The sequence below is a fragment of the Thermococcus prieurii genome, from assembly GCF_054657655.1.
Genome location: NZ_BAAHYH010000001.1, coordinates 332,987 through 359,040 on the forward strand (window position 1 = coordinate 332,987; position 26,054 = coordinate 359,040).

Genomic DNA, 26,054 nt, shown 5'->3' on the forward strand with positions numbered 1-26,054 from the left:
TGAAGTTTGGAGGTGTGTGGATGTCCATGCCGGATTTCAAGGATATATCCACGGGAGACCCCAAATGGTTTGGTCTTTCCAAAAGGTACTGGCGGATTATCCTGATTGAACTTGTTATTTCGCTCGTTCTCTCGGTGCTCTCCTCGGGCAAGCCGCACTTCCCGTTTATCAAACTGAACCTAGACACTCCCTACGGTCCTATTCTCGTCACAATCATCGGAATTATAATCTTCTCCAAGCCCGCAACTAACCTCATTGAGAATCTGGAGCACTGGAAAAATGAAGGTTCACGTTCTAGAGAGGCCAATCGAGGCGTTGAGCTCTTAGGTATCCCCAAGGAACGTTTAAAAACATGGGAGTACCATGATAAAATTGTCCTGGGTTCTGTACTCGTAATGATTGGGGTTATCCTTCTTGACATCCTTCGTTTGGGTCTCAGCGGCTGGGTGGACTTTCTTGGTTACCTTTCCCCGTACGTTAGGGCCCATGCTCCTTGGGCGTTTTATCTTCGTGTTGTCCTAAGTCTAACCTACTACGCCCTTTTGGTGTGGATATACGCATACTGGGCTTCATTTATGGCGTATTTTGTTGGTTATCTCTCCGTTATACGGTCTCTGAACTCGGCAAAGGTTTCACCCGTTGTGGAACTCGGTAAGCTTGCTGATTCAAAGAAAAGCCCCTGTTTGATGACTCCCACCAACTGTATCAAGCCTTTGACGAATATCGCCGAGAGTTTTGTTGAGCTTGGAAGGCAGATTAAAATGCTGTTTGGACCAGGACTTTCGGTGGCTTCCGCTCTGCTCGCCGTTTCAGTACTCTCGGCTGTTTACGTGGTGGTTACAAAGTATACGAGCATACCCCAAAACGATGCAGGACTAATCTCCGGTTGGGGCTTTTTATTGGGTTCTTTAGTGCTCTTTGGGGTGCTAATGCACATGGCGTCGAGTTTTGTCTCCGCGATAAAAGAAGAAACCATTACTTACCTTCACAAAATCAGGATTGGCTTAATAAACTCCGGTGGGAACAAGAAGGCCTACGAGCTACTCGATGAAATCGAGAGGGCTCTTGAAACGATAAGGGCAATTCCCCTGCGCTCCGATGAGCTACTGGAACTCGTTTCGATAGCGATAAGCGTAATCATGGCCCTTCTTACTGGCTCTGGCTGAGCTTCTCAACCTCTTCCTCCAGCCTCTTCAGCTTTCCCTTAAACCTCCTCAGCTGGTCGTTCGCTATGTTTACAATTCTCTCAATGTAGTTCTCGCTCACCCACAACTCGCCGTCCGCGCCGAGCGGGACGTCCATCCTCTCCGTCGAGCGAATCTCGACGAGGAGCTTCCTGTGGCTCACGCTCTTGATGTTGCTGTACTTGAAGCCCAGCCCTATCGCGAGGTTGAGCAGTTTTACAGCGTCCTCCATGGTTCTCGCCCCAACGTGGAGGATAGGACTCCTCACGAGGAACCAGAGCTGGCCGGACTTGTGCTTTCTAATCGCTTCAAAAACTTCTTCGATGGTAACTTCCCTGTGCCACTTACCGAGCCAGACGGAATTAACTTTATCGCCGAAGTGGGGCATTTCCATGACCGAAATCCTGCCCGAGCAAGAGCTCGTTGTGAAGTAGTTCTCAAGCGCGTTGATTTTGGCGAGTAGTGAAATTATGTCCTCGTCAACCTTGCCCTCCTCCAAGGCCTTGCTCAGACCCTCCATCGCCTTCGCCTTCTGCTCTTCGAAGTTCTTGGGGTAGAGGAACATGGTTTCGAGTTATGGAAGAAGTTTAAAGGCTTAACGTTTGAGGAGAATCAGTTTCAGAGAAGAGACTTTCGCTATCTCTTCAAAGTCAGAATCATATGTTATCAGCTCTTCGCCCCGATTAATACATATGGCCGCTATGAGCAAATCTGCAAAGCCTTGAGGACTACCTCGCTTGAGGAGTTTTTCCTGAAGCTCGTGGGCAAGGAGATAATCGTCAAGGTTTGGAAACAGAACGTCCCCTTTAAAGCGCGAATACCTCACAATCCTCGGAAACTCAACGAATGTGACCCCGGTTATGTTCTCGTGTATTTCATCTCCCCTTCTGAGACGCTCTATGGCAACGTTTGTGTCTATGATAGCTATTTAACCCGCTCCCGGTCCTTTTTTCTTAAATTCTCAACCCCTTCAGGAACTTCGATTTCGTCTTCGGTCTCTTTAATCCCGAGTAACTTTCTCAGCTCCTCCGCGTTCATTCTCTTGGGGGTACTCTCAAGTAACGCCTTCATAAAGGCCTCCCTGAACTTTTTCTCATCAACCCAGTCTGGAACGGAGAGAGTTATGATTTTCCCCATCTCAACACCCATAACAACTTTGCTCTATTTGATTTTAACTTTTCCTACTAACCTTTTGGCATCAACTACCGTCTCCCTCCTCCCCACGAACTCCACCAGCCTCTTGTAGGTCGGGTGCGAGCTCAGCGTCGAGGAGTCGCCTATCAGAATCAGCTTCCTCTTCGCCCTCGTCAGTGAGACGTTCAACCTTCTCAAATCCTTCAAAAAGCCCAGCTCACCCTTCCTGTTCGAGCGGACGAAGGAGAGAACTATGACTTCTTTCTCTCTGCCCTGGTAGCCGTCCACCGTCTTGACCTCTATTTCTTCAGGCAAAAGCGAGCTTATCAAATCGCGCTGGTCGTCGTAGGGCGTTATGACGCCAATCCATTCAGCCTTAACCCCGAGTCTCAGGAGACCCTCAACGGCTTCCTTCACGAGCCTCGCCTCGAGCGGGTTCTCACGGCTCTCGCTTCCATACCTCTGCCTCTCGAAGCGGTCTTCTCTTCCGGCCGTGTCTATGAAGACGAGCACGTTCTCCGGTTTAAGCACTTCAGCCCAGTTACCGTTCTCTTCCGGCGATTTCACTCCCAAATCGGCCAGCGTTATTCCCCTGACGCTCTTGTCCGCCTCTATTCTGCCGTCGTAGAATTCCCTGCTCGGGAACTCCATGAGCCTTTCGTTCATCCTGTACTGGACGGTCAGCATCTCGCTCTTTCCGGGATAACGCTCGATTAAGCCCTCGAAAAGCGTCTTGCTCAGCTCCTTCGCCTTCTCGCTCAGTATCGTGGGGGGCAACTGCCTGTGGTCGCCTGCCAAAACGAAGCGCCCCGCGCGGTTTATCGGAATGAGCACGCTCGGTATCGTCGCCTGCGTCGCCTCGTCTATTATCGCCACGTCGTAGGAGCCGTAGTCAACCACCTCCAGCCCGGCCGAAGAGTTCGTCGTCAGAACGACGTCGGCTTCCCTTATTATTTCCCTCGCTATCCTCTCCTCCAGCTTCCTCGCATCGTCGAAGGTCTTCTGCACCTGCTCGTTGATTTTGAGCCACTGGGCCATCTCGCGGATTAACCGGGCTGGAACGCCCCTCGTTCCTATCCCCTTTTCAGCCAGGCGAAGAATCTGCCTGTCGGTCAGCCCGCGCCTGTACTTCGGAGCCGGTTTGGTAAAGGTGTCGCGCTTCTCCTTCAGGTTCTCCCCGATTACGCGAAGCTCCCTCAGCTCGCCGTAAAGCTCGTGCTTGGTCATGAGGTAAGCCAAAGTCGTCTCGTGGAGCTTTTTGGAGACCCTACTCGGGTGTCCGATGCGGACGACCTTCAGACCGGAATCGACCAGCCGTTCGACGAGGTTGTCAACGGCCACGTTGCTCTCGGCGGTTGCTAGAACCCTGTTCCCCCTCGCCACCTCCTGCCGTATCAGCTCGACGAGGGTCCTCGTCTTTCCAGTCCCGAACGGCCCGTGAATCAGGAAGAAGTCCGGGCTCCCGAGGGCCCTTGCTATCGCCCTCCTCTGGCTCGCGTTCAAACTCTTGTCAAAGGGCGTGAACTCTACTTCCTCGCCCTCCTCAGGCTCCCTCAGGCCGAGGTAGAGCTCTAAAGCCCTTCTCCCGCTTTCCCGAAGGTTGTCAAGGTTCTCAAGCCAGCGCTTGAAGGTTATGTCGTTGGCATAGAGGTCTATCCTAACGCTTTTCAGCGCCCACTCAGGGACTGTTTCCAGAGCCACCGTTATGAACCGCTTCCCCTTCTCGACGACGGTTCCAACCAAATCGCTTTTCAGCGGGTCTCGTTTGCTTATCACAACCAAATCGCCGACGCTTATCTCGGTCTTGATTTCCCTCTCGCGCCCGTATTTGACGAGGAAGTAGCCGAGCTCCTCGCCGATTACCTTTCCGTTGAGGCCGAGAACGGCCCTCCCAACCTTCTCCCTCTCGCGACCGCTGAGCCGTCTCATCTCTGCTCTCATGGCCTCTATCTCTGCCTTCCGCTCCATCTCGATGAGAACCTTTAGCCTGGCGATGAACTTCGAAAGCTTCTCGTTTTCGCTCATTTTTCCTCCCGGCTACGACTAACAACTCTCCTTTTAAAAGGTTGGGAAAACCCTTATATCTTGTCCGACAAATGAAGACATAGGTGAACGAAGTGGCGACGACTGTTAAAGTCTCGGCCCGAATCCCAAAGGGCCTTGCGGAGAGGATGGACAGGCTCATTGAAGAAGGCCTGTACTCAAGCAGGAGTGAGGTAATTAAAGATGCCCTCCGCCGCTTTCTCTTCGACGAGCGTTTGGATGAAGAACTTGAGAGGAGGGCCTATTTGAAGGCCGTTGAGAAGATTCTCAGGGAGGATTGGGAGAGCGAGGCCGACGAGTACTGGGATGAGGTTGGAGGAATTCCATATGAGCCTGGGCAATGAGCTCCGCCAGTGGGAGGTAGTTCTCGTTGAGTTCCCTTTCGTCGATTTAGTTGGAAGAAAGCTTCGGCCAGCGCTAATCGTTTCGAACGACGAACTTAACATGGTTTCAAACGCCGCCATAGCCCTCCAGATAACGTCGAACCTCGGGAGCGGTTTTGCCGAGTACAACGTTTTAATAACCGACCGGGACGTTGCCCGCTATCCCGGAACGAGGCCAATAAAACCGAGCATCGTGAAGCCCTACGTGGTCTTTACCCTCAATAAAAAGCTCGTGAGAAAGCGCCTCGGCGTCCTGAAGGAAGAAAAGATTGCTGAAGTTAAAGAAGGCCTCAGGAGAGCCTTTGGCCTTTGAGGTCAGCCCATGCGAGTTTCCTCACCGCTCGGACGAAACTTCCCTCATCATCCCTGAGAGGGTAGAAGGAAGGGGTTAAAAAGCTAAGCCCCGTCCGTTTCTATCACCGAGACGATGTCCCTGTGGAAAGACCTGATTGCCCTGACGTGCTTTTCTTCAACCCTGCCGCAGCAGGCGACGCGCTCATAGAACCTCTCGAGCTCGTCGAGAAGCCATTCGAGCTGTCTCTTGGAGCTTTCGCCCAATCCGTTGCCCAGCAACTTCCCCCTCAGAAACGGCATGACCTCCGACGGTTTTCCGAGGGCAGCCCAGAAAAGACCTTCCTTTAGAATCTCGAAAAGCAACTCCTCGGACCTTGCGCTAACGAATGGTTTGGCCCTCCCCCCTGAGCTTTTCTGAAGCCCTCCTTTGAATTTCGTAACCCCTCCTCATGGCAATCACCGTAGAGCGGACTACAATGTTCTATATTGGTTTTTCGGGAGCTTTTTTGTACACTAGACGGAATCTTCACCGAAAATCCCTACCCCCTTGTCATAATGTCACATTACTGCGGTCAGACGTGACGAATTTACAGGCCATCACTCGCTCGAAACCCTTAAAAATGCCCTCCAAGTTCATGTTAAAAAGGACGCGGAGGTCCGGCGAAAATGGGAAAGTTTGAACACAAACTTGTTAATGCTATTAAGGGCTACACCTTCGACGACGTTCTTCTTATACCCCAGCCGACCGAGGTCGAGCCGAAGGACGTTGACGTCTCGACGAGGATTACGCCGAAGATAAGGCTCAACATTCCGATTCTCAGCGCCGCGATGGACACCGTTACCGAGTGGGAGATGGCCGTCGCGATGGCCCGGGAAGGTGGCTTAGGAGTAATCCACAGGAACATGAGCATAAGCGAACAGGTCGAGCAGGTCAGAAAGGTCAAGAGGGCTGAGCGCTTCATCGTTGAGGACGTCATCTCGATTTCGCCAGACGAGACGATTGACTACGCTCTCTTTCTGATGGAGAAAAACGACATCGACGGCCTGCCGGTTGTCGAGGACGGAAAGGTCGTGGGAGTAATCAGCAAGAAGGACATAGCCGTCAAGCCTGGAAAGCTCGTGAGGGAAGTGATGACCGGCGAGCCGATAACAGTTCCAGAGAGCGTAACGGCAGAGGAAGCCCTCAATCTAATGTTCGAGCACAGGATTGATAGGCTTCCTGTTGTGAACTCTGAAGGGAAGCTCGTTGGTATAATCACGATGAGCGATTTGGCGAGGAGAAGAAAGTACAAGAACGCCGTCAGAGACGAGAACGGCGATTTGGTGGTTGCGGCGGCGGTTGGTCCATTTGACCTTGAGCGTGCAAAGGCCCTCGACAGGGCTGGGGCTGACGTCATCGTCATCGATACAGCTCACGCTCACAACCTCAAGGCCATCAAGGCCATGAAGGGGATTAGGAAAGCGGTTGATGCAGACCTCATCGTTGGAAACATTGCCAATCCAAAAGCCGTCGATGATTTGACCTTCGCCGACGCTGTCAAGGTTGGAATCGGGCCCGGAAGTATATGCACCACCCGCGTCGTCGCTGGCGTCGGCGTCCCGCAGGTTACAGCGATAGCGCTCGTCGCCGACAAAGCGAGCGAGTACGGGCTTCACGTTATAGCAGATGGTGGAATCCGCTACTCCGGCGACATCGTCAAGGCCATAGCGGCCGGGGCAGACGCGGTCATGCTCGGCTCTCTCCTTGCCGGAACGAAGGAGGCGCCGGGCAAGGAGGTCGTAATCAACGGACGGCGCTACAAGCAGTACCGCGGAATGGGCTCGCTCGGGGCGATGATGAAGGGCGGGGCCGAGAGATACTATCAGAAGGGCCACATGAAGACGAGGAAGTTCGTCCCGGAGGGCGTTGAGGGCGTCGTTCCCTACAAGGGAAGCGTGAGCGACGTTCTGTACCAGCTCGTCGGTGGCCTTCGCTCTGGAATGGGCTACGTTGGCGCTAAAAACATCGAAGAGCTGAAGGAGAAGGGCGAGTTCGTTATCATAACGCAGGCTGGAGTTAAGGAGAGTCATCCGCACGACATACTCATAACAAACGAGGCCCCGAACTATCCGCTCGGGAAGTGATTCTCAACCCCTCTTTGTTCCACTTCTTTTCTCCGGAAGTCCTAAAAAGAAAAGTTAAAAGAAAAACAATTCAAGAATCATGGCATGCTAAGAAATTCAAAACGCTTGAGAGGCGAGATAAAGATGCCCGAGGCTAAACACGTGCTCGTCCCCTTGTTCCTGCTTGCGCTCCTCTTCGCCTTTTACCTTGCCCAATCGCACGTTCCACCGAAGCCGGACTTTCAGCTCAACCTCTCCCCGGTTTCCGAGTGCTCCGGCAACGTCTGCGTCGAGGTGAACCCCTACACCGAGCTGACAAACGTTGTTTTCCACCTCGCTGGCTGGGACTCCAACAACGCTACTCCCTACTCCCAGGAGGCTGGGTCTTACTTTTTTCCTTACAGAAACCACAGGGCGGTGCTCCTCGCTAAAAAAGCCCTGAGGGAGGGTTTGGGGTACGACGCCATTCCCAAGTTTGCAATGGAGCTGAACTCCACGGAGTGGAGTGCATACCTCGTGGAGAGGGTTCACGGGGATAAAAAGCTCCTCAACGAACTCGCCACAGCCATAAAAGATTTCGCCCAGGACTCGAACTTTTCAGCCTTCTACGAGAGCCACAAAGAGTTTTACAGGGAGCAGATAGGGCTGTTCCTTAAGGAGAATCCGGACGTTTTCAGCCTCCCCCGCTTCGAGGAGAATTTCTTCAGGGAGAAAAAGAGCCGCTGGATTTTTGTCCTTCAGCCTCTGGAAGTGTACTGCAGCTACGGCGGGTGGACGAACGATACCGTTTACGCGTTCCTCGGCGTCTGCTCGTTCTCCAACGGAACTTATTCCTACTGCAGTGCCTCCGCCCACGAGCTTGCCCACAGCTTCGTCAATCCCGCGGTGGGGAGACACTACCGGGAGTTTAAGGAGTATGAGGAAATGTTCTCGCTGGTGAAAGACGTCATGACTTCTATGGGATACGCCAGCTGGAAGACCTACCTTGATGAGACCTTTGTCCGGGCGTTTGAAGCTTACTACATCCTCAAAACGGAGGGAAACCAGAGCGCTGAGAGGTTCATAAAGGGCCAGGAAGCCCTCGGGTTCTACCTCGTTGGGAGGGTTTATCGGGCGTACCTAGCGGACTACATACCCAATAAAGAAAAATACCCAACCTTCGGGAGCTTCATGCCCGAGCTCGCGAAGCTTATGGGGAGCTGGTATAAGGAGGGCTTCTGGAAGAACGTTTCCCCGGAACCGACCATTAGAATGGCCTTCATAGCGTTTAAAACGGAGGGCGTTAAGCTGTACGTTGCTGGAAATCTTTCGAACAGCGAATACGTTAAAAGCTACGTTGAGATGCTCAAAAAGGCTGGTTTTAAGGTAACCTTCACGAAGGGGCTCGAAAGCGGCAACGTTATTGTCATCGCACCGCTGAACTCCCCCGCTGTCCGCGGGCTCAACAGATACGTGGAGATGAGGAACAGCTCCGTCGTTCTCGATGGGGTTGAATATTCTAAAGGAGTTTTCCTCGTTGAGGCCCTGAGGAACTCGAAGGGAGAGGGGTATATCCTGCTGATAACCGGGACGCCTGATGTTTTCAACAGAAAGCCCTCGGGAAACAGCGGCGAGGACCTGATGAACTACCACTACTTCGTCTATCTAACAAGCCTAAAGAGGGCCGTCGCGTTCGGGTGAAAAAGGGAAGCGGACACACAAGAAATGCAATTCTTATAAGTAATCCTATCCAACTCTCAGTCTGACATCTTTGGAACCCCCAGAGGTGGGCGGAGTGTCCAGCGAGCCTGCGGTCCTCGTGAAAAACCTCGAAAAGGCCTACGGGCGCGTTTGGGCCCTGAAGGGTGTGAGCTTCTCCATCGGCGAGGGCGAGATATTCGGCCTCATCGGGCCGAACGGAGCAGGGAAGAGCACCACACTGAAAATCCTCGCCACGCTTCTCCCACCGGACCGGGGAAAAGCTGAAGTGATGGGGCACGACGTCGTTAAGGAGCCCGAGAAGGTCAGGAAGCTGATAAGCTATCTGCCGGAGGAAGCGGGAGCCTACAGGAGCATGACGGGCTACGAGTACCTCCGCTTCATGGCCGTGCTGTACTCCCAGGCGACAGGAAAAGACGCCGATGAGATGCTCGAGCTCGGAATCGAGATAGCGGGCCTCGGAGCGAGGCTCTACGACAGGGTCGCGACCTACTCGAAGGGAATGGTGAGGAAGCTCCTCCTCGCGCGGGCTTTAATGGTCAAACCGGAGCTGGCCATCCTCGACGAGCCGACGAGCGGCCTCGACGTGGCAAACGCCTATGAAATCAGGAAGCGTATAAAGGAGTTCTCCAGTGAAGAAGGCGTTTCAGTCCTCGTTTCGAGCCACAACATGCTCGAGGTCGAGTTCTTATGCGACAGGGTGGCAATAATACACAGGGGGTTGATTGTGGAGGCCGGGACGCCGGAGGAGCTGAAGGAGAGGCACAACGCCGAAAACCTCGAAGAGGTCTTCATGAGGGTCTCCGGGGGTGTTGTCAGTGGGTGAGCTGTGGCTCATGTTCCGGAAGGAGCTTATGGACATCCTCCGGGACAGGCGTCTCGTCACAGCCGTAATTCTCCCCCTAATCCTCCTACCAGCTATGTTTGGGGTTCTCCAGTCTTCCTCGCATTCATCTCGGCTTGTAGTTAGCATTATCAACGAGGACTCTGGGAAGTACTCAAAGGCCCTCGTCGCGTTCCTTGAGAGGAACGGAATCGTTATCGACGAGAACTCATCCGTTACGCTCATAATCCCGGCCGGCTTCTCCGAGGCGATTGAAAGCGGGCGCTCCCCGCACCTGCTCATAAGGACGAGGCTCCCGTCCGTTTTTGATTTCAAGACTGTCAAGCTCGCCGGCACGCTGAAAGCGTTGGTTCTGCGCTTTGGGGAGGGCGTTCTGCCCTCGATACGGCCCGAGTTCAGGCTCTACGTCGGAAACGACGTCCTCAGCATAGAGCCATCACGCTACGTCTCGGCCCTCCTTAGGGGCGCCCTCGCGGTTCCCTTCGTGCTCTTTGCCATTGGAATCTACGCCGCCCAGGCGATAGCGGCCTCGGTCGCGATGGAGAAGGAGGGCAAGACCCTCGAAACCCTTCTCACGCTCCCTGTCTCGCGCAGGTCAATAATCCTCGGAAAAATCCTCGCCTCTGTGGTTTTTAGCCTGCTCGTGCTTGCTTCCCTATCAGCTTCGTTCTGTCTGACCTCGCTGTTTTCAAAGCATTCTTCAGGGTACTCCACCGGCGTTTCGGTCGGGACAGTTCCCCTAATCTTCCTCTCCGCCGGGACCTTCCTGCTCTTCGTCCTGATGCTCCTGACGAGCCTCTTAGTTTCCCTCTTCACTCTCGACGTCAGGAGCGCCCTCAGCGTGGCCGGGCTCGTCGAGGTACTCTATCTCATCCCCCTCTTTGTCATCTTCATGGGGCTCGACGTTTCTGGTGTGGCCGCTCTGCTCGTGAAGGCCGACCCCGGCTACGCCCCGATACTTGCGTTCTTGAGCGCAACGAGTGGCAACTACATAACGGCCCTCGGGGCGCTCTTCTACCTCATCCTGTGGAACGCGGTGGTGCTCAGGCTCGCGGTGTGGGTCTTCGAGAGCGGCACGCTGATGACGAAGAGCATAGACGCGGGCAAGCTCAGGTGGCTGGTGAGGGTGAAGATTTGAGGGTGCAAAAACCGTTTAAGCACCTCTCCTCTTCTTTCCCCGGGTGGTGGGATGAAGATTGGAATCGTCGGCGATGGAATAGCTGGCTTAACCTCCGCCATAGCGCTCGCCAAGAGGGGTTTTGAGGTTGTCCTCCTAGGTCCCGGAATCAGGAGGAGCAACTCCTACCTTGCTCAAGCTGGGATAGCCTTTCCCCTTCTCGAAGGGGATTCGCTTGAAGCTCATGTTCTCGACACTATCAAGGCCGGAAAGTACATCAACGACCGCGAGGTTGTTTGGAATGTAATCTCAAAGGGGAGCGAGGCCTACGACTTCTTGCTCTCCCTCGGCCTGAAGTTCGAGGCGAGCGAGACTGAAGGGGGCCACTCGTTCCACAGGGTCTTCACGATTAAGAACGAAACCGGCAAGCACGTTACGAAGCTCCTTCACCTCCGCGCCAAGGAGCTCGGCGTTAACTTCGTCAGAGGGAAAGTTGATGAGCTCGCGATAAAGAGGGGAAAGGCCTACGGAGTGTTCGTCGAGGGTGAGTTTCTCCGCTTCGACGCGACAATTATCGCGTCCGGCGGATTCTCGGGACTCTTCAAGTTCACTGCCGGCTCCCCAGAGAATACTGGCCTTCTCATCGGCGACGCGCTCATGAAAGGCGTTCCTGCTCGCGATTTGGAGTTCGTCCAGTTCCACCCGACGGGTTACCTCGGAAGGAGCGGCGTCTTCCTGATAAGTGAGGCCGTTAGGGGAGCCGGTGCTAAGCTCATAACGGACGAAGGAGAGCGCTTCGTGAACGAATTAGCGACGAGGGACATCGTAGCGAGGGCAATCTACCGCCAGATGCAGGAGGGGAAGAAAGTCTTCCTCGACGCGACCGGAATAGAGAACTTCAAGAGGCGCTTCCCTCAGATATACGCCTTTCTGCGGAAAGACGGGATAGACCCCTCGAAGGACCCAATCCCCGTCTCGCCGATAGCTCACTACACAATGGGAGGAATAGCGGTTGACCTCTGGTACAGAACGCCCGTGAGGAACCTCTACGCGATAGGCGAAGCTTCCTGCAACGGCTTCCACGGGGCGAACAGACTGGCCAGCAACTCCCTCCTTGAGTGCATCGTTTCCGGCCTTGAAGTTGCGAGGACGATAGCGAGGGAACAGCCGAGGTGCAGAGAGGTTAAGGAGCCGGCCTACCACGGCTACGAGCCCGGGGATGTTGACGCGCTGAGAGAACTGCTCTGGAATCACGCCGGAATCATCAGGAGCGCGAAAACCCTCAGGGAGGGCCTCAGGAAGCTTGAGGGAATCGAGGCCGACCCGAGGCTGAAACTGCTCGTGAGGGGCGTTCTTGAGTGCGCTTTGGCGAGAGAAGAAAGCAGGGGAAGCCACTACCGCGAGGACTTTCCGGCTATGAGAAAGGCCCTCGAGAGGCCGAGCTTTTTCGATGGGAAGTGCAGGCTCTGACCATTCACCTTTTAAATTCTCAAGTCGAAGTTTCGACGGTGAGAAAATGCCTAAGGTGATTAAGGCCGTTTATGAGAATGATGTTATAAAGCCCCTCAAACCCCTCTCGCTTCCATCAAAGCGAATAGTGATTTACATTGAAGAGAAAAAGTTCTCTGAGCTTATTGATGAGCTGGAGCTTGAGGCAAGGAAGAACGTTGATGAAACCCTTGATTCTGTGAGGAGACCACAGAAGAACATCTCAGGGATGTCCTGAGTCCCCCATAACCAAAGGTGTCCAAAAACCCTTTTAATTCCCCTCTTCTACCCCCGCTGAGGGGTGGGAAATGGACAAGGAGAAGCTGATTGCCGAGATTGAGAGGCTTAAGGAGGAGCGCAACGCGATAATCATGGCCCACAACTACCAGCTTCCCGGGGTTCAGGACGTGGCGGATTTCCTTGGGGACAGCCTTGAGCTTGCGAGGAAGGCCATAAACGTTGATGCCGACGTCATAGTCTTCGCGGGCGTTGACTTCATGGCCGAGACCGCTAAAATCCTCAACCCCGAAAAGACCGTCCTCCTGCCCGAGAGAAGGGCCACTTGTGCAATGGCTAACATGCTCAAAGTTGAGCACATACTTGAAGCTAAGAGGCAGTATCCTAACGCTCCCGTCGTCCTCTATGTGAACACAACCGCCGAGGCGAAGGCCTACGCCGACGTAACCGTTACCTCCGCCAACGCCGTCAAAATCGTCGAAAAGCTCGATTCCGACGTCGTTATATTCGGCCCGGACAAGAACTTAGGAAGTTACGTCGCGAGAATGACCGGCAAGAAGGTAATCCCAGTTCCGCCCAACGGGCACTGCTACGTCCACAGGAAGTTCACCGTTGAAGACGTTGAGCGCGCGAGGAAGCTCCACCCAAACGCCAAGCTTATGGTTCACCCCGAGTGCGAGCCGGAAGTTCAGGAGAGGGCCGATATAATCGTATCCACTGGTGGAATGATAAGAAGGGCTAAAGAGTGGGGCGAGTGGGTCGTCTTCACCGAGAGGGAGATGGTCTACCGGCTGAGCAAGCTCTATCCGGACATAAAGTTCTATCCGGCCCGGGAGGACGCCGTCTGCGTTGGAATGAAGGCGATAACGCTCCAGAGCGTTTACGAGTCGCTCAGGGACATGAAATACCGCGTGGAAGTGCCAGATGAGATAGCCGAGAAGGCCAGGAAGGCCATCGAGAAAATGCTTGAGATGAGCTGAGGTGTTAAGTTGAGAGTGCAAGATTCCTGGATTTTTGTTAAGTTGGGAGGGAAACTTTTTAAGGATTTTTACCTTTTCACTTAACATGAGCCGTGAGGAAGTCATAGCACAGGTAGTGATGGACTATCTCAACCTCAGCGTTGATGGTATTGAACGTGAACTCAATGTCCCCGATGAGCTGGCGGTGAACAAGGCAGTAACTATAATCGGGCCGAGGAGGGCCGGAAAGACATTCTACATCCTACAAAAGTTCTCCAAGCTGAGAAATGAAGGTAAGGCCGCCGTTTTCTTCCCCCTCGACGACGATAGGATATACCCGCCGAGCCTTGACGACCTCCAGACTCTCGTAAAGGTCTTCTATGAGCTCTTCCCCGATGCCGAGGAGAAATACCTTTTCCTCGATGAAGTCCAGGAGGTTGAAAACTGGGAGCTCTTCGTCAAGAGAGCCCTTGAGAGAGACGGCTTCAGGGTCTATCTGACGGGTTCTTCTTCAAAGCTCTTGAGCAGGGAAATCGCAACGGCACTGCGTGGAAGAACGCTCACCTTCGAGATGTTTCCATTCTCCTTCCGTGAGTTCCTGAGGGCGAAGGGCTTTAACCCGAGCAGATACATCTCCACGAGAGACGAGGCAAGGATAAAGGCCTTCCTGAGGGAGTACCTTGAGTTCGGTGGCTTCCCCGAGGTCGTTCTGCTCGATGACCCATTCCTCAAGAGGAAGACCCTCTCGGAGTACATTGATGTGATGCTCTACCGCGACGTGGTCGAGAGACACAACGTGAAGAACCTGAAGGCAATTCGGCTGTTTTTGAAGCTCCTCATGGCGTCCTTCGCCAAGGAGTTTTCGGTAAACAAAACGGCCAGATACATGAAGGGGACGGGGGTCGAGGTGAGCAGAAACACCCTCTACAGCTACTTCGAGTACTTTGAAGAGGCCTATCTCGTTTTCCCGCTCAGGAAGTTCTCCCACAACCTTAGGGAGATTGAGAAGAGCCTCCCAAAGGTTTACATCATTGACTCCGGTTTGATAAACGCCTACTCCCCCCGTTCGGGAGGGAGCATCGGCAGACTGATGGAGAACGCCGTTTTCCTTGAACTCAGGAGGCGGGAGAGGGAGCTTTACTACTTCAAGGACGAGCGGGGTAGGGAAGTTGATTTCGTGGTGGTTGAGGACGGCATTGTTTCAGAGCTGATACAGGTGAGCTATTCCATTGATGAACCCGAAACGTTTGAGCGGGAGGTTTCGGCGCTTATGAGCGCCTCGGAGAAACTCAACTGTGACAGCCTAACGATAATAAACTGGGAGCGCGACGATACAATCGAGGTGGAGGGGAAAAAGGTTCGGCTCTTGCCCCTTTGGAAGTTCCTGCTGGGAGGTGAATGGGGATGATACCGGTTTCATACCTGCTCAGATTTCTTGAGGAGGATGCACCCTTCGGCGACGTCACGAGCGAGGCTGTGATTCCTGAGGGAACCAGAGCCAAAGCGGTAATCATCGCAAAGCAGAACGGCGTTATAGCGGGCGTTGAAGAGGCCAAAGCCCTCTTCGAGCACTTTGGCGTCAAGGTTTCGGTCAGAAAACGCGACGGCGAGGCTGTGAAAAGGGGAGACGCAATCCTCGAGCTTGAGGGAGACGCGAGGGCCATTCTGCTCGTCGAGAGGACGGCTCTCAACGTCATGGGCAGAATGAGCGGTATCGCGACCGAGGTCAGGCGGCTCGTCGAGAAAGTTAAAGCGGTAAACCCGAAGGTCCGTGTAGCGGGCACGAGGAAGAGCCTTCTCAGGCCGATAGACAAGAAGGCGATACTCATCGGCGGTGGAGAGCCCCACCGCTTTTCCCTCAGCGACGCGATACTCATCAAGGACAACCATCTCTCCCTTGTTCCGCTGGAGGAAGCCATAAGGCGCGCTAAAGCCTTCAGCGTTTACAAGGTCGTCGAGGTTGAAGTGGAGAGCCTCGAGGACGCCCTCAGGGCGGTAAGGGCGGGGGCCGACGTTGTGATGCTCGACAACATGAGTCCGAAAGAGATAGCGGAGACGATTGAGGCTTTAAAGCGCGAGGGCCTGCGCGAGAGGGTGAAAATTGAGGTCTCTGGGGGCATAACGCCGGATAATATCGGGGAGTATGCAAAGCTCGACATCGACGTCATAAGCCTTGGCTACCTCACCCACTCGGTCAGAAACTTCGACGTGAGCCTTGAGGTTCTGTCAAAACTTGAGTGAACCTTTTCGGCTTTTCGTGCCATTTTTTGAACATTTTTTACGAAAATCCGTCATTGCTGGTGGCAAGGCTTATAATTCACTAAAACGTTCATCTGAATGAGGTGGTGAGGATGGACAAGCTGAAGGTTATCGAAGCCAAGGGAACGGAGAGGCTCAAGAGGGGCTTCGCCAAGATGGTCAAGGGCGGAGTCATTATGGACGTTACCAACGCCGAGCAGGCGAGGATTGCAGAGGAGGCCGGAGCCGTTTCCGTTATGGCCCTTCACCGCGTCCCGGCCGACATTAGAAAGGCCGGCGGAGTCGCGAGGATGGCGCCTATTGAGAAGATTCAGGAGATAATGGACGCGGTTACGATTCCGGTTATGGCAAAGGTCAGAATCGGCCACGTCGCTGAGGCGAAGATACTCGAAGCCCTTGGCGTTGACATGATTGACGAGAGCGAGGTTCTAACGCCATCGGACCCGTTCTTCCACATAGACAAGCGTGAGTTCAAGGTCCCCTTCGTCTGCGGTGCCAGGAACCTTGGCGAGGCCGTGAGGAGGATATGGGAAGGCTCGGCCATGATTAGAACCAAAGGCGAGGCCGGAACCGGCAACATCGTCGAGGCCGTCAGGCACGTCCGCCTCGTCGCCGAGGGAATACGGCAGATTCAGGCCATGACCGACGAGCAGGTCTACGGCGTTGCCGAAAAGTTCGCCGAGCCCTACCTCAGGCTCGCCCTCAACGTCAAGGAGATAGCAGGGCTTCCGGCGAGGGTTCTTGAGAACGAGCCGATTTACGGACACTACACCTACCGCGAAATCGTTGACGGCCTCTACAAGGTTCTCCTCGAGATAAAGAAGCTCGGAAGGTTGCCAGTCGTCAACTTCGCGGCCGGTGGAGTTGCGACTCCCGCTGACGCTGCTCTGATGATGCAGATGGGCATGGACGGTGTCTTCGTGGGCTCGGGAATCTTTAAGAGCTCTAACCCGGAGAAGATGGCCAGGGCCATAGTCGAGGCCGTCAACCACTGGGACGAGCCGGACGTTCTCGTTGAGATAAGCAAGGAAATCGGCGAGCCCATGAAGGGTCAGGACATCGAGGAGCTTGAGGTTCGCCTCGAGGAGAGGGGCGTCTGACTCTTCTCCTTTTTCCACACGGGAGGGATTGAAATGGTCAAGGTAGGCGTTATAGGCCTTCAGGGCGACGTCAGCGAGCACATCGAGGCGAGCAAAAGGGCCCTTGAGAACCTTGGCGTCACCGGTGAGGTAATCTGGCTCAGAAAGCTGGAACAGCTTGAAGGAATATCGGCAATCATAATTCCCGGTGGGGAGAGCACGACGATATCGAGACTCATGGTCAAGACCGGGCTTCTTGAGCCTGTTAAAAAGCTCGGCGAAGAAGGTCTGCCTATAATGGGAACGTGCGCCGGTTTGATAATGCTCTCCAAAGACGTCATCGGGGCAACGCCGGAGCAGAGGTTCCTTGAGCTCCTCGACGTTAAAGTGAACAGAAACGCCTACGGTAGGCAGGTGGACAGCTTTGAGGCGCCGATAAAGCTTGCCTTCAGCGACGAGCCGTTTCCGGGAGTTTTCATACGCGCCCCGAGGATAGTGGAGCTCCTCAGCGATAAGGTGAAGCCCATCGCGTGGCTCGGCGACAGGGTCGTCGGCGTCGAGCAGGACAACGTCATCGGCCTCGAGTTCCACCCCGAGCTTACGGACGACACCCGGGTTCACGAGTACTTCCTGCGGAAGGCCCTGTAAGCCGGTATCAGGGTCAGCACCAATAAGCTCGCAGGACCACATATCCCGGAGTTTCCCTTTTCCGGCCTTTTCTCTTCCGGCTTCTCTGAGCAAACGATTTCAGGGGCAAAGCCCGAGCCGTTCTGGAATTTCCCGAGCTTGAAAACTTTGAGCTTTCCGCCGTTGGTTGGATAGTAGAAGAGGCTGAGTTCGTCATCCCTCATGGGGGAACCGTTGACATGATAGTTGTAAGGATAGTACAGGATAACCCCGTCCTTCAGAACGGCCGATGCAAAATCTCTGATGTCTCCCTTGACTTTCAGGAGCGATACGATTTCCCTGACGACGTTCAACGGAACGAGAACAACCCTGCTCCCGTTGTAGGCATAGCCGTCCCCGCTGACGTAGAATCCACCCAAGGGGACGCCCTTCTCCATCGCGTAATAGACAGGCGTCTCCTCCGGAAAACCGGAGAAGTTAACCGGTGTAAGAGAATTTCGAATCAGGAATTTCCTTGAGATAATTTCGCTCCCGTTTTCAAAATACACTGCAAAGGCCTTCCTCTGATAGTAAACCACAATCCTTGGCTCCGTTTCTGGGGGCAGAACCAAGGAAACCCTCCCGATGAGGGTGCAGTCCTTTCCCTGAACGCGGTAGGCCTCAACAACCCGCGTATCGTTTTTTGGAACGTAGAAGCTCCGCAGGAATATCCACGAACTCCCGTTCGGAATGAGCCGGGCCCAGTCGTTTATAATTCCGTTGCCGTTGCAGAGGAGGCAGGTGCGGTAAAAGGGCTGAAGGGTCCCGTTGATGAAGTGGTAGAAGTCCATCCCGAGTTCCCCGTTTTCGCCGGCCCACCAGTGTACGATGAAGGCATCGTCCTTTCCAGGAATCACGACGAGGTTAGCTGAGGCGTGAGGAATAACGGAGAGGACGATGAGTAATATCAGAAAAAATAGGTGTGTCTCTCTTACCATTCAAAGCACACCTCTCTAACTTTGTCTATAACTCTAATATCCGTACTGAAATAATAAGCTCTAGGGGAGATAATGTTAGGGTATTGTTTACCAACTATTATGTAATCGCAGGCCTTAGATATGCAACAATATCCCGTTCCACATCCACAATTTTCTGGAATCCTAAGAACGGATTTATCTGCTTCGAACTCAACATGTGCTTGTTTATATGTCTCTGAAAAGTGATGTATCCATTCATATTTTTCTTGTAAGTCTCTAATTGAGCATGTTGAGCACTGGTAATAATTAGGCTGGAAAAACACATAATCAAAGAACTCTGCAACTGATGCTATATCTTTCTCATATTCCTTGAGTTGAGTAAAACTTCTGTTTCCTAATGCAGGAACCCATACAAAAATGAAATTCTTGTTGTATTCTCTCTTGTTTTCTAGAATTCTACCCCATATTGCTCTTATTTCATCAATGGTTATATATGTCCCATTGTGGGCTTGTACTGGAGTTTCGAGATCCCAGTAAAATCCCTTCATATTAGAGTTCCCCTCTGAGGAGGCACCGTCAATCCACCCCTCCAAATAAGCTATACCTCTCCAGTACTCTCTTGGAGTCGTTATCCCTTTAGGCGTTTTAAATACATAATATGGTATGGGGACGAGATAATCTATTCCACGCATTAGTTCATTTAAGAAATTAACTAAATTCACTGCGTCCTCATATCCCGGACTATAAGTATATCCGCTCATAGGCAATCCGCTACCTTCTCCAGAAAGATAATTGCCACTAAATGGAGTGCTATCTGCCACTATTGCGTATTCAAAGCCTCTCTTTTTAAAATCATCCGTTGTTAGGTTTTCGTTTCCGTTTTCATCCTGGAGAAATATCCTTCTTTTCCTTCATCCCAACCAATCCACCATAGTCCAAATGCAGTCACATGCATCACCATGTTTTACTTATTAAATTCATATTTAAAGTTTTTGTTTTTAATTTTTGCATTTGTTTATTGTTAAGTGATTTAGCATATAGTTATATAATTAGGTTATAAACTTTAATTAGTATCTTCGTAATTAACAAATTCTACTCAATTTTGGCCAGAAAACTTTTTAATTTTGACTTTTTCTTGCCAATATGGTGGTAGCGTGAAGACGGTTGTGTGTCCCTTCTGCGGTTTTGGGTGCAGGCTCATCATAGACAGGGACGGGTGGAAGGTAAAGCCGTATCCTGGCGAACCCAACAGGGGAAAGCTTTGCCCAAAGGGGCTGTACGCGCTTGAATTCGTTCGTTCAAAGGACAGGTTAAAAAGGCCTCTGAAGCGCGAGGGAAGTTCTCTTCGCCCGCTCAGCTGGGGACAGGCGATAGGAGAGATAGCGAATGAACTTCTCGAGATAAGGGAGCTCTACGGCCCGGACGCGGTGGCGTTCATAGCGTCTTCGAAAATCAGCAACGAGGAGAACTACCTCCTCCAGAAGATTGCACGCCTGTTCGGCACGAACAACATAGACAACTGCGCGAGGCTGTGCCACGAGGCGAGCGTTCACGCGCTCAAGCTCGCCGTCGGAACCGGCGCGCAGACGAACCCCTACGAGGACATAGAGAACTTCAACGCCGTCCTGATATGGGGCTACAATCCGGCCGAGACGCATCCAGTCGTCATGGACTACATCCTGAAGGCCAAACGAAGGGGGGCTAAAATAATCGTCGTGGATGTCAGGGAAACGCGGACGATGGCCTTTGCGGATTACAGGCTCGTCATAAGGCCCGGGACGGACATAGTCCTGGCCAACGCAATTGCCCACGTTATAATCGGGGAGGAGCTCTACGACGAGGAGTTCGTGAAGGGCCGGACGAAGGGCTTCTCCGAGGTCAGGATGGCTGTTATGAAGTACACCCCCGAGTACGCGGAGAGCGTAACCGGAATTCCAGCGGAGACGATACGGGAGGTCGCGAGAGCTTTTGCCCTGGCTGGAAGCGGGGCCATAATGTGGGGAATGGGCCTAACCCAGCACGTCTCTGGCGTTGAAAACGTTCTGGCGGTGATAAACCTCGCACTGCTCCTCGGCTACATCGGGGAAAAGGGCGGTCTCTACCCTATGCGCGGGCAGAACAACGTTCAGGGGGCGGCATATATGGGTGCGCTGAGCGAATTCCTGCCGGGCTACGTCCCTCTCACCGACGAACGCTTTAGAAAGCGCGTCGCCTCGCTCTGGGGCGTTGACGACCTGCCGACCGAGAGGGGGCTCTACCTGACGGAGCTGTGGGAGGCCATCGAAAGGGGTGACCTAAAGGCCCTCTACATCGTCGGCGAGAACCCCGCGGTAAGCGAGGCCGACTTTACGCGTGTGAGACGGGCGTTGAGAAAGCTCGACCTCCTCGTCGTCCAGGACATCTTCATGACGAGAACCGCCCGCTACGCCCACTACATCCTCCCTGCCTCGGCTTTCTGCGAAAAGGAGGGCTCATACATGAACAGCGAGCGGAGAATCCAGTGGAGCCACAAGGTCTGCGAGCCCTACGCCGACTCAAAGCCCGACTGGGAGATTTTAACTATGCTCGGCCGGGCGCTCGGGCTTCCGGGCTTCACCTACGCGGGCGTTGAGGAGATAACGGCAGAATACTTCCGCCTTTTCCCGGAGCTTGAGGAGAGGAGCGTTGATGAACTCAAGAACGGCGATGGAATCTTTCTGCCGAGAAAGAGGCTGCACACGTGGGAGTTCGCAACGCCCGACGGAAAGGCCCGTTTCATGGCCGTCGAGAGAATCTCACCCTGGGAGGAGCCGAACGAGGAGTTTCCGCTGGTTCTAACGACCGTCAGATTGATGAGCCACTACAACACGGGGGAGATGACGCGGAGGAGTCCCTCGCTCGTGAAGCTCATGGGCGAGCCGAGGGCGTTGATGAGTAAGCGCGACGCGGAAAGGCTCGGAATCCGCGATAACGATTGGGTGGAGATTGAAACCCGGCGCGGGAGGATAAGGATGCGTGCAAAGGTCGGGAAGGTTCAGGAGGGCCTCGTCGTGGTTCCCTTCCACTTCAAGGCGAACAGGCTCACGAGTCCAGCACTCAACAAGGCCGGAACCCCGGCGTTCAAGTTCTCGGCGTGCCGGGTTAAGGGGGTCAAAACCTGAACGCCCACTCGGAATACTCGCCGGTTAGGCAGGCCGTGCAGAGGTCTTCCCTGCCGACGGCCCTCTTCAAGCCCTCAACGCTGAGGTAAGCCAGGCTATCGGCCCCTATCGCTTCCCTAACCTTTTCAACTCCCCCGAAGGCCGCTATGAGCTCGTGCCTCGTGGGGATGTCGATGCCCATGTAGCAGGGGTACCTTATCGGCGGCGAGGCGATTCTTACGTGGACTTCCCTCGCGCCGGCCTTCCTCAGCATCGCGACGATTCTCTTCATCGTCGTGCCCCTGACTATGGAATCGTCAACTAACACGACCCTCTTCCCGGCCACAACTTCCTTAACAGGCGAGAGCTTGAGCTTGACCTTCAGCTCGCGGTTGAACTGGCCCGGCGTTATGAAGGTCCTCCCGATGTAGCGGTTCTTTATCAGGCCTTCGGCGTAGGGGATACCGCTCTCCTGCGAGAAGCCCAGAGCGGCGGCCCTCCCAGAGTCGGGAACCGCTATGACGACGTCGCCCTCGGCCGGACTCTCGCGAGCCAGCTCCCGGCCCATTCTGACCCTCGCTCTGTAGACGCTCGTTCCGTCCAGGACGCTGTCCGGCCTCGCGAAGTAGATGTACTCAAAAACGCAGTGGTGGTGGCTTTCCCTGGCGAGAACCTTGCTCTCAACGCTGTTTTCCAAGAGAAGGAAGACCTCCCCTGGCTTCACGTCCCTCGTTTCCTCCACGAAGAGCCTCAATGCCGAATCCTCGCTCGCGAAGTAGTGGCCATCTCCTGTTCCATAGCTCAGGGGCCTGAAGCCAACGGGGTCCCTTGCCACGAGGATTTTGCCGTCGAAGAGAAAGGCAACGGAGTAGGCACCTTTGACTTCGCCAAAAACCTCTCTCATAGCCTCAAACTCGTCTCCCGTCTCGCGGAGGTGCCAGAGAAAGGAAATCCCGAGCAGTTCGGAGTCAACGGAGTGATGGAATCCCACGCCGAGCTTTTCATACCTCTCGCGGAGGGGCCTGAAGTTGGTGAGCGTCCCGTTGTGAGCCACCGCGATTCTCATCCCGCAGCACTCCGTCTCAAGGGGCTGGGTCTCGTTGAGCGAGCCTGACGTCGAGTAGCGGACGTGGCCTATTGCGAGGTTCGAGCGGAGCTTTGCGAGCTTCTTTCCCCTGAAGACGTCGGTGACGAGACCGAGGCCTGAAACCGTTCTTATCCTGCCCCGCCAGACGCTTATTCCCGCGCTCTCCTGTCCGCGGTGCTGAAGGGCGAGCAGGGCGTAGTAGGCCTTCTTTGCGGAGTTCTCTGAGAGCGTTGCAAAGATTCCGCACTTCTCTCGCATCGCCACCACCGGTTGACGTGTGAAAGTTAATGGCGTTCCGTTAAGCCGGTCGAATTTAGTCATCCGTGTTTAAAAGCTTTGCCCATGTTTTGACATTAAAATGGCAAAAAAATCCTTAAAAGTGGGCTAGTTTTACATAAAACTGGTGATTAAGGTGGAGGTCTACGAGGGTAAGGCCAAAAAGGTAATCCCGCTCGACGATGGGAAGGCGATAATGGAGTTCAAAGACGATGCCACCGCCTTCGACGGCAAGAAGAAGGCCCAGTTCAAGGGTAAGGGCTGGCTCAACGCCCAGATTAGCGCGGTTCTCTTCAAGGTTCTTGAGGAGAACGGAATCAAGACCCACTTCATAGGCGTCGCCGGCGACAACAGGCTCATCGTTGAGAGGCTCAAGATGTATCCCCTCGAGGTTGTCGTCAGGAACGTCGTTGCGGGAAGTTTGAAGAGGCGCCTCCCGCTCGAAGAGGGAACCGAGCTCCCGGAGCCGATAGTTGAGCTCTACTACAAGGACGACTCCCTGCACGACCCGATGATTAACCGCTACCACGCCAAGGTCCTCGGCATCAGCGAAGAAGAGCTCAGAGAGATGGAGAGAATCGCCCTCAAGGTTAACGAGGTTCTCAGGAAGTACTTCGCCGAGCGCGGGATAATCTTGGTTGACTTCAAGCTCGAGTTCGGGAAGAACGAGAGGGGAGAGATAGTCCTCGGGGATGAGATTAGTCCGGACACCTGCCGCTTCTGGGACGCGGAGACGAAGGAGAGCCTTGACAAGGACGTCTTCCGCTTTGACAAGGGTGACCTGATTTCAGCCTACGAGAGGCTCTACGAGAGGCTCACGGGCGAAACTCCGAATCGTAGGTGATTAGCACCGTGTAGCAGCCTTTCTCGTCCTCCTCTATCTCTATTTTCCTCAGTCGGACTCCGTAAGTTTTAATGGCCTCCTCGACAACCCCCGGAAGCTCTTCCAGGAAGGCCTTTTTCTTTGCGGTCAGAATCATTTGCCTTCACCCACGTTGAGAACCTGCCTGAGGGTTTTAAGTTGCCTCTCGTCGAAGCTCTTCTCGTCGAGAACTAAGACCAGCATTCCACCGTAGAGGGCTATGTAGTCAGAGAGTGTCGCGAGGAACTTAAGGACGGAGCGAAAGTCGTTGTACATCATCAGATACTCCAGCCCCTCTATGACGACGACCCCGGTGACGTTCTCGCGGTGGGCCTCTGCCAAGTAGGAGCGGGTCCTCTCGATTATTCTGTGAAGCTGGGTCGGTCCGATGTTGCCCGGCCCTTCGACGGTCGTCAGCAGATGAACCTCCCACCTCTCCGGGAAGTCACTCCTCCTCGCGAAGGCCAGAACCGGGAAGTCGGAGAGCGCCTCGACGTACGCCTTGAACCTATCCGGGGACACGATGAAGACGCCTTTTTTCACGACCTCCGGTTTCTCGGCCTCAACGATGTTCCTGAACCTTTCGGAGAGGACAATCCGGATGAAGAGAACGACTTCGAGGAGGCTCAGTATTGCCCCAATAGTGAATCCGATGGGTGCGAACCAGCTTACCGGTCTTAGGAACGGGTAGTCCATCTTGTGCAGACCGTGAATGATAACAACCGCTCCGAGAAGGGTTCCCGTTCGCGGGTACGGATGTCGGAGGCAGAGCAGCATGATTCCTGCGAAGGTGTAAAATATTCCCTCCAAACCATACGCGAGGTAGATTGGATTTGGCGTTGCAGAGGCTTGGGAGTAAAAAACCGTGTAACCGGCCACGACGAAAGGTAGCGTTAGAGCCGCGAGCCTCAGCGAGCGCATTGGGAAGCCAATCGCCTCCTCATCCAGGAGGGCTACGATGCCGCCCGCCAGAAGGGAGACAGCAAGCCCCTGAAACAGCGGTGTTGCCGTTTCAAAACCTCCGAGTTCAGAGAGTATCGCAAGGGATGAGCTCAAAAAGAAGGCACCGAGGTAGAGGAGTGAACCCCTCCGATAGCGCTTCCAGCTCAGCAGTAAGGCTAAACCAGCCATCGCCTTCAATGAAAAGCTGAAGAACTGACCCGCGAGTAGGAGGTTCATTCCACCACCGCGTTCCTTTCTGTTCCTTCAAATTAAAGCCTTACGCCGAAGTTCTCAACCCTTATTCCGGGCTCCTTCGTAACCTTTCCAAGCTCAAAGCTCTCGTAGTGCCTGTTGAGGACTTCAAGGGCCTCTTCCTTCTCTCCCTGAGGAACAATCGCGATAAAGCCGACTCCCATGTTGAAGACCCTGAACATCTCATCCAGCGGGACGCCGTTCTCGTGTATGAGCTTGAATATCCCCTCAATCGGAGGCATCTCGATGGAGAAGCCGTAGTCGGTGAGGCGCTTGAGGTTCGTCAGCCCGCCACCGGTTATGTGAGCAAGGCCATGGACGTCTACCCTTTTGAGGAGTTCAAGAACCGCCCTCACGTAAATCCTCGTCGGCTCCAAAAGCCACTCCCAGAGCTTTCTTCCCTCGTATTCGTAGTCGAGGCCGTACTTCGGAATGAGGAGCTTCCTCGCGAGGGTCAGGCCGTTTGAGTGGATTCCCGAGCTTGAAATCCCTATTACAGCGTCGCCGGGCTTTATCATCTCCCCCGTGATTACCTTCCCCTTCTCGACTGTTCCGATTGCCGTTCCGGCCAAATCGAAGCCGTTTATGAGGTCAGGCATCACAGCCGTTTCCCCGCCGACTATCGCTATCCCCGCCTGCTCCGCTCCAGCGTAGAGGCCCTTAGCTATCTCGGCAAAGATTTTCTCGTCCGGCTCCTTCACCGCGAGGTAGTCAACGAGCGCGACCGGTTCAGCGCCAACGCAGAGCAGGTCGTTCACGTTCATCGCTATCATGTCTATCCCTATCGTGTCGAGCTTTCCAACCGCTTCCGCGACGAGGACCTTCGTTCCGACGCCGTCGGTGGTCATGGCGAGGTAGAAGCTTCCGAAGTCGAGCAAAGCGGAGTAGTGACCGAGGTTCTCCGCAGGCTCCCCGGGCTTTCCCCTCCTGAACCTGAACGTCTCCCTCGCGAGACCTATGATGCTTCTCAAAGCTCTGGCAGTTTTCTCGTCATCAACTCCGGCCTGGGCATAGGTCAGCATGAGCATCACCGGTGGGAGTTCCCCCGGGGGCTTAAAAGGTTTGCCGTGTTTGTGGTAAAAGAGAAGATAAAAGCTCAAAAATTAGACAG

At 54.0% G+C, this 26,054-nt stretch carries 27 protein-coding genes; 16 read left to right on the forward strand and 11 right to left on the reverse strand.

Annotated features, from left to right (window positions below; all coding sequences use genetic code 11):
- The first annotated feature begins 20 nt into the window (after positions 1-20).
- Positions 21-1,166: a hypothetical protein gene (locus tag ACYQ04_RS01955; protein ID WP_460127025.1), complete on the forward strand. Its 1,146-nt coding sequence runs from the start codon at positions 21-23 to the stop codon at positions 1,164-1,166.
- Here ACYQ04_RS01955 and taw3 read toward each other — a convergent pair.
- The 4 genes from taw3 to ACYQ04_RS01975 form a co-directional block, all read right to left on the reverse strand.
- Positions 1,150-1,749: a tRNA(Phe) 7-((3-amino-3-carboxypropyl)-4-demethylwyosine(37)-N(4))-methyltransferase Taw3 gene (taw3, locus tag ACYQ04_RS01960; RefSeq protein WP_460127026.1), complete on the reverse strand. Its 600-nt coding sequence runs from the start codon at positions 1,747-1,749 to the stop codon at positions 1,150-1,152. The two genes, ACYQ04_RS01955 and taw3, sit on opposite strands and share 17 nt — an antisense overlap.
- 30 nt (positions 1,750-1,779) lie before the next feature.
- Positions 1,780-2,010 (reverse strand): PIN domain-containing protein, encoded by a 231-nt coding sequence (locus tag ACYQ04_RS01965; RefSeq protein ID WP_460127027.1) that lies wholly within the window; start codon positions 2,008-2,010, stop codon positions 1,780-1,782.
- 98 nt (positions 2,011-2,108) lie between these two features.
- Complete coding sequence (locus ACYQ04_RS01970) at positions 2,109-2,333, reverse strand: hypothetical protein (RefSeq protein WP_460127028.1); 225 nt, start codon at positions 2,331-2,333, stop codon at positions 2,109-2,111.
- 12 nt (positions 2,334-2,345) lie between these two features.
- Complete coding sequence (locus ACYQ04_RS01975) at positions 2,346-4,343, reverse strand: IGHMBP2 family helicase (protein ID WP_460127029.1); 1,998 nt, start codon at positions 4,341-4,343, stop codon at positions 2,346-2,348.
- A gap of 83 nt (positions 4,344-4,426) precedes the next feature.
- Here ACYQ04_RS01975 and ACYQ04_RS01980 point away from each other — a divergent pair, with 83 nt between their 5' ends.
- On the forward strand, positions 4,427-4,705 hold the full coding sequence (locus tag ACYQ04_RS01980) for a ribbon-helix-helix domain-containing protein (RefSeq protein ID WP_460127030.1): 279 nt from the start codon (positions 4,427-4,429) through the stop codon (positions 4,703-4,705).
- A complete protein-coding gene (locus ACYQ04_RS01985; protein WP_460127031.1) occupies positions 4,689-5,057 on the forward strand; it encodes a type II toxin-antitoxin system PemK/MazF family toxin in 369 nt (122 codons plus the stop codon). Before ACYQ04_RS01980 ends, ACYQ04_RS01985 begins: the two co-directional genes overlap by 17 nt.
- An 83-nt stretch (positions 5,058-5,140) precedes the next feature.
- On the opposite strand, the gene ACYQ04_RS01990 is transcribed toward ACYQ04_RS01985, so the two are convergent.
- Positions 5,141-5,338, reverse strand: a complete 198-nt coding sequence (locus ACYQ04_RS01990; protein ID WP_460127032.1) for a hypothetical protein — start codon at positions 5,336-5,338, stop codon at positions 5,141-5,143.
- Positions 5,339-5,704: 366 nt separating this feature from the next.
- Here ACYQ04_RS01990 and guaB point away from each other — a divergent pair, with 366 nt between their 5' ends.
- From guaB to pdxT, 11 genes are all read left to right on the forward strand, one after another.
- On the forward strand, positions 5,705-7,162 hold the full coding sequence (gene guaB, locus ACYQ04_RS01995) for an IMP dehydrogenase (protein WP_460127033.1): 1,458 nt from the start codon (positions 5,705-5,707) through the stop codon (positions 7,160-7,162).
- Positions 7,163-7,285: 123 nt separating this feature from the next.
- The gene (locus tag ACYQ04_RS02000; RefSeq protein ID WP_460127034.1) at positions 7,286-8,821 is read left to right on the forward strand and encodes a DUF4932 domain-containing protein; all 1,536 of its coding nucleotides are present in this window, start codon (positions 7,286-7,288) and stop codon (positions 8,819-8,821) included.
- Between the two features lie 94 nt (positions 8,822-8,915).
- Positions 8,916-9,665 (forward strand): ABC transporter ATP-binding protein, encoded by a 750-nt coding sequence (locus ACYQ04_RS02005; protein ID WP_460127035.1) that lies wholly within the window; start codon positions 8,916-8,918, stop codon positions 9,663-9,665.
- Positions 9,658-10,821, forward strand: coding sequence for an ABC transporter permease (locus tag ACYQ04_RS02010; RefSeq protein ID WP_460127036.1), 1,164 nt, complete (start codon positions 9,658-9,660; stop codon positions 10,819-10,821). The genes ACYQ04_RS02005 and ACYQ04_RS02010 overlap by 8 nt, the downstream gene beginning before the upstream one ends.
- A gap of 51 nt (positions 10,822-10,872) precedes the next feature.
- A complete protein-coding gene (locus ACYQ04_RS02015) occupies positions 10,873-12,270 on the forward strand; it encodes an L-aspartate oxidase (protein WP_460127037.1) in 1,398 nt (465 codons plus the stop codon).
- Between the two features lie 46 nt (positions 12,271-12,316).
- Positions 12,317-12,526, forward strand: coding sequence for an antitoxin AF2212-like protein (locus tag ACYQ04_RS02020; protein ID WP_460127038.1), 210 nt, complete (start codon positions 12,317-12,319; stop codon positions 12,524-12,526).
- 70 nt (positions 12,527-12,596) lie between these two features.
- Entirely contained in the window at positions 12,597-13,505 is a 909-nt protein-coding gene (nadA, locus tag ACYQ04_RS02025; protein WP_460127039.1) for a quinolinate synthase NadA, read from the forward strand.
- Between the two features lie 85 nt (positions 13,506-13,590).
- A complete protein-coding gene (locus ACYQ04_RS02030; protein ID WP_460127040.1) occupies positions 13,591-14,892 on the forward strand; it encodes an ATP-binding protein in 1,302 nt (433 codons plus the stop codon).
- A complete protein-coding gene (gene nadC / locus ACYQ04_RS02035) occupies positions 14,889-15,725 on the forward strand; it encodes a carboxylating nicotinate-nucleotide diphosphorylase (protein ID WP_460127041.1) in 837 nt (278 codons plus the stop codon). Before ACYQ04_RS02030 ends, nadC begins: the two co-directional genes overlap by 4 nt.
- Positions 15,726-15,835: 110 nt before the next feature.
- Positions 15,836-16,843 carry a pyridoxal 5'-phosphate synthase lyase subunit PdxS gene (gene pdxS, locus ACYQ04_RS02040; RefSeq protein WP_460127266.1) on the forward strand — a complete coding sequence of 336 codons (1,008 nt, stop codon included), beginning with the start codon at positions 15,836-15,838 and terminating at the stop codon, positions 16,841-16,843.
- A gap of 33 nt (positions 16,844-16,876) precedes the next feature.
- Positions 16,877-17,470, forward strand: coding sequence for a pyridoxal 5'-phosphate synthase glutaminase subunit PdxT (pdxT, locus tag ACYQ04_RS02045; RefSeq protein WP_460127042.1), 594 nt, complete (start codon positions 16,877-16,879; stop codon positions 17,468-17,470).
- On the opposite strand, the gene ACYQ04_RS02050 is transcribed toward pdxT, so the two are convergent.
- Positions 17,440-18,426, reverse strand: coding sequence for a hypothetical protein (locus ACYQ04_RS02050; protein ID WP_460127043.1), 987 nt, complete (start codon positions 18,424-18,426; stop codon positions 17,440-17,442). The two genes, pdxT and ACYQ04_RS02050, sit on opposite strands and share 31 nt — an antisense overlap.
- The gene (locus ACYQ04_RS02055) at positions 18,420-19,226 is read right to left on the reverse strand and encodes a hypothetical protein (protein WP_460127044.1); all 807 of its coding nucleotides are present in this window, start codon (positions 19,224-19,226) and stop codon (positions 18,420-18,422) included. Before ACYQ04_RS02055 ends, ACYQ04_RS02050 begins: the two co-directional genes overlap by 7 nt.
- Before the next feature lie 333 nt (positions 19,227-19,559).
- Here ACYQ04_RS02055 and fdhF point away from each other — a divergent pair, with 333 nt between their 5' ends.
- On the forward strand, positions 19,560-21,545 hold the full coding sequence (gene fdhF / locus ACYQ04_RS02060; RefSeq protein ID WP_460127045.1) for a formate dehydrogenase subunit alpha: 1,986 nt from the start codon (positions 19,560-19,562) through the stop codon (positions 21,543-21,545).
- Here the strand turns inward: fdhF and purF are convergent.
- Positions 21,535-22,869 (reverse strand): amidophosphoribosyltransferase, encoded by a 1,335-nt coding sequence (gene purF / locus ACYQ04_RS02065; protein ID WP_460127267.1) that lies wholly within the window; start codon positions 22,867-22,869, stop codon positions 21,535-21,537. The two genes, fdhF and purF, sit on opposite strands and share 11 nt — an antisense overlap.
- 154 nt (positions 22,870-23,023) lie before the next feature.
- Here purF and purC point away from each other — a divergent pair, with 154 nt between their 5' ends.
- Entirely contained in the window at positions 23,024-23,731 is a 708-nt protein-coding gene (gene purC, locus ACYQ04_RS02070) for a phosphoribosylaminoimidazolesuccinocarboxamide synthase (RefSeq protein WP_460127268.1), read from the forward strand.
- On the opposite strand, the gene ACYQ04_RS02075 is transcribed toward purC, so the two are convergent.
- The 3 genes from ACYQ04_RS02075 to purM are packed head-to-tail and all read right to left on the reverse strand — an operon-like array spanning position 23,703 to position 25,965.
- Positions 23,703-23,867 (reverse strand): hypothetical protein, encoded by a 165-nt coding sequence (locus tag ACYQ04_RS02075; protein WP_460127046.1) that lies wholly within the window; start codon positions 23,865-23,867, stop codon positions 23,703-23,705. The two genes, purC and ACYQ04_RS02075, sit on opposite strands and share 29 nt — an antisense overlap.
- Positions 23,864-24,928: a DUF835 domain-containing protein gene (locus ACYQ04_RS02080; protein WP_460127047.1), complete on the reverse strand. Its 1,065-nt coding sequence runs from the start codon at positions 24,926-24,928 to the stop codon at positions 23,864-23,866. Before ACYQ04_RS02080 ends, ACYQ04_RS02075 begins: the two co-directional genes overlap by 4 nt.
- Before the next feature lie 32 nt (positions 24,929-24,960).
- Positions 24,961-25,965 (reverse strand): phosphoribosylformylglycinamidine cyclo-ligase, encoded by a 1,005-nt coding sequence (gene purM / locus ACYQ04_RS02085; protein WP_460127269.1) that lies wholly within the window; start codon positions 25,963-25,965, stop codon positions 24,961-24,963.
- Positions 25,966-26,054: the final 89 nt, after the last annotated feature.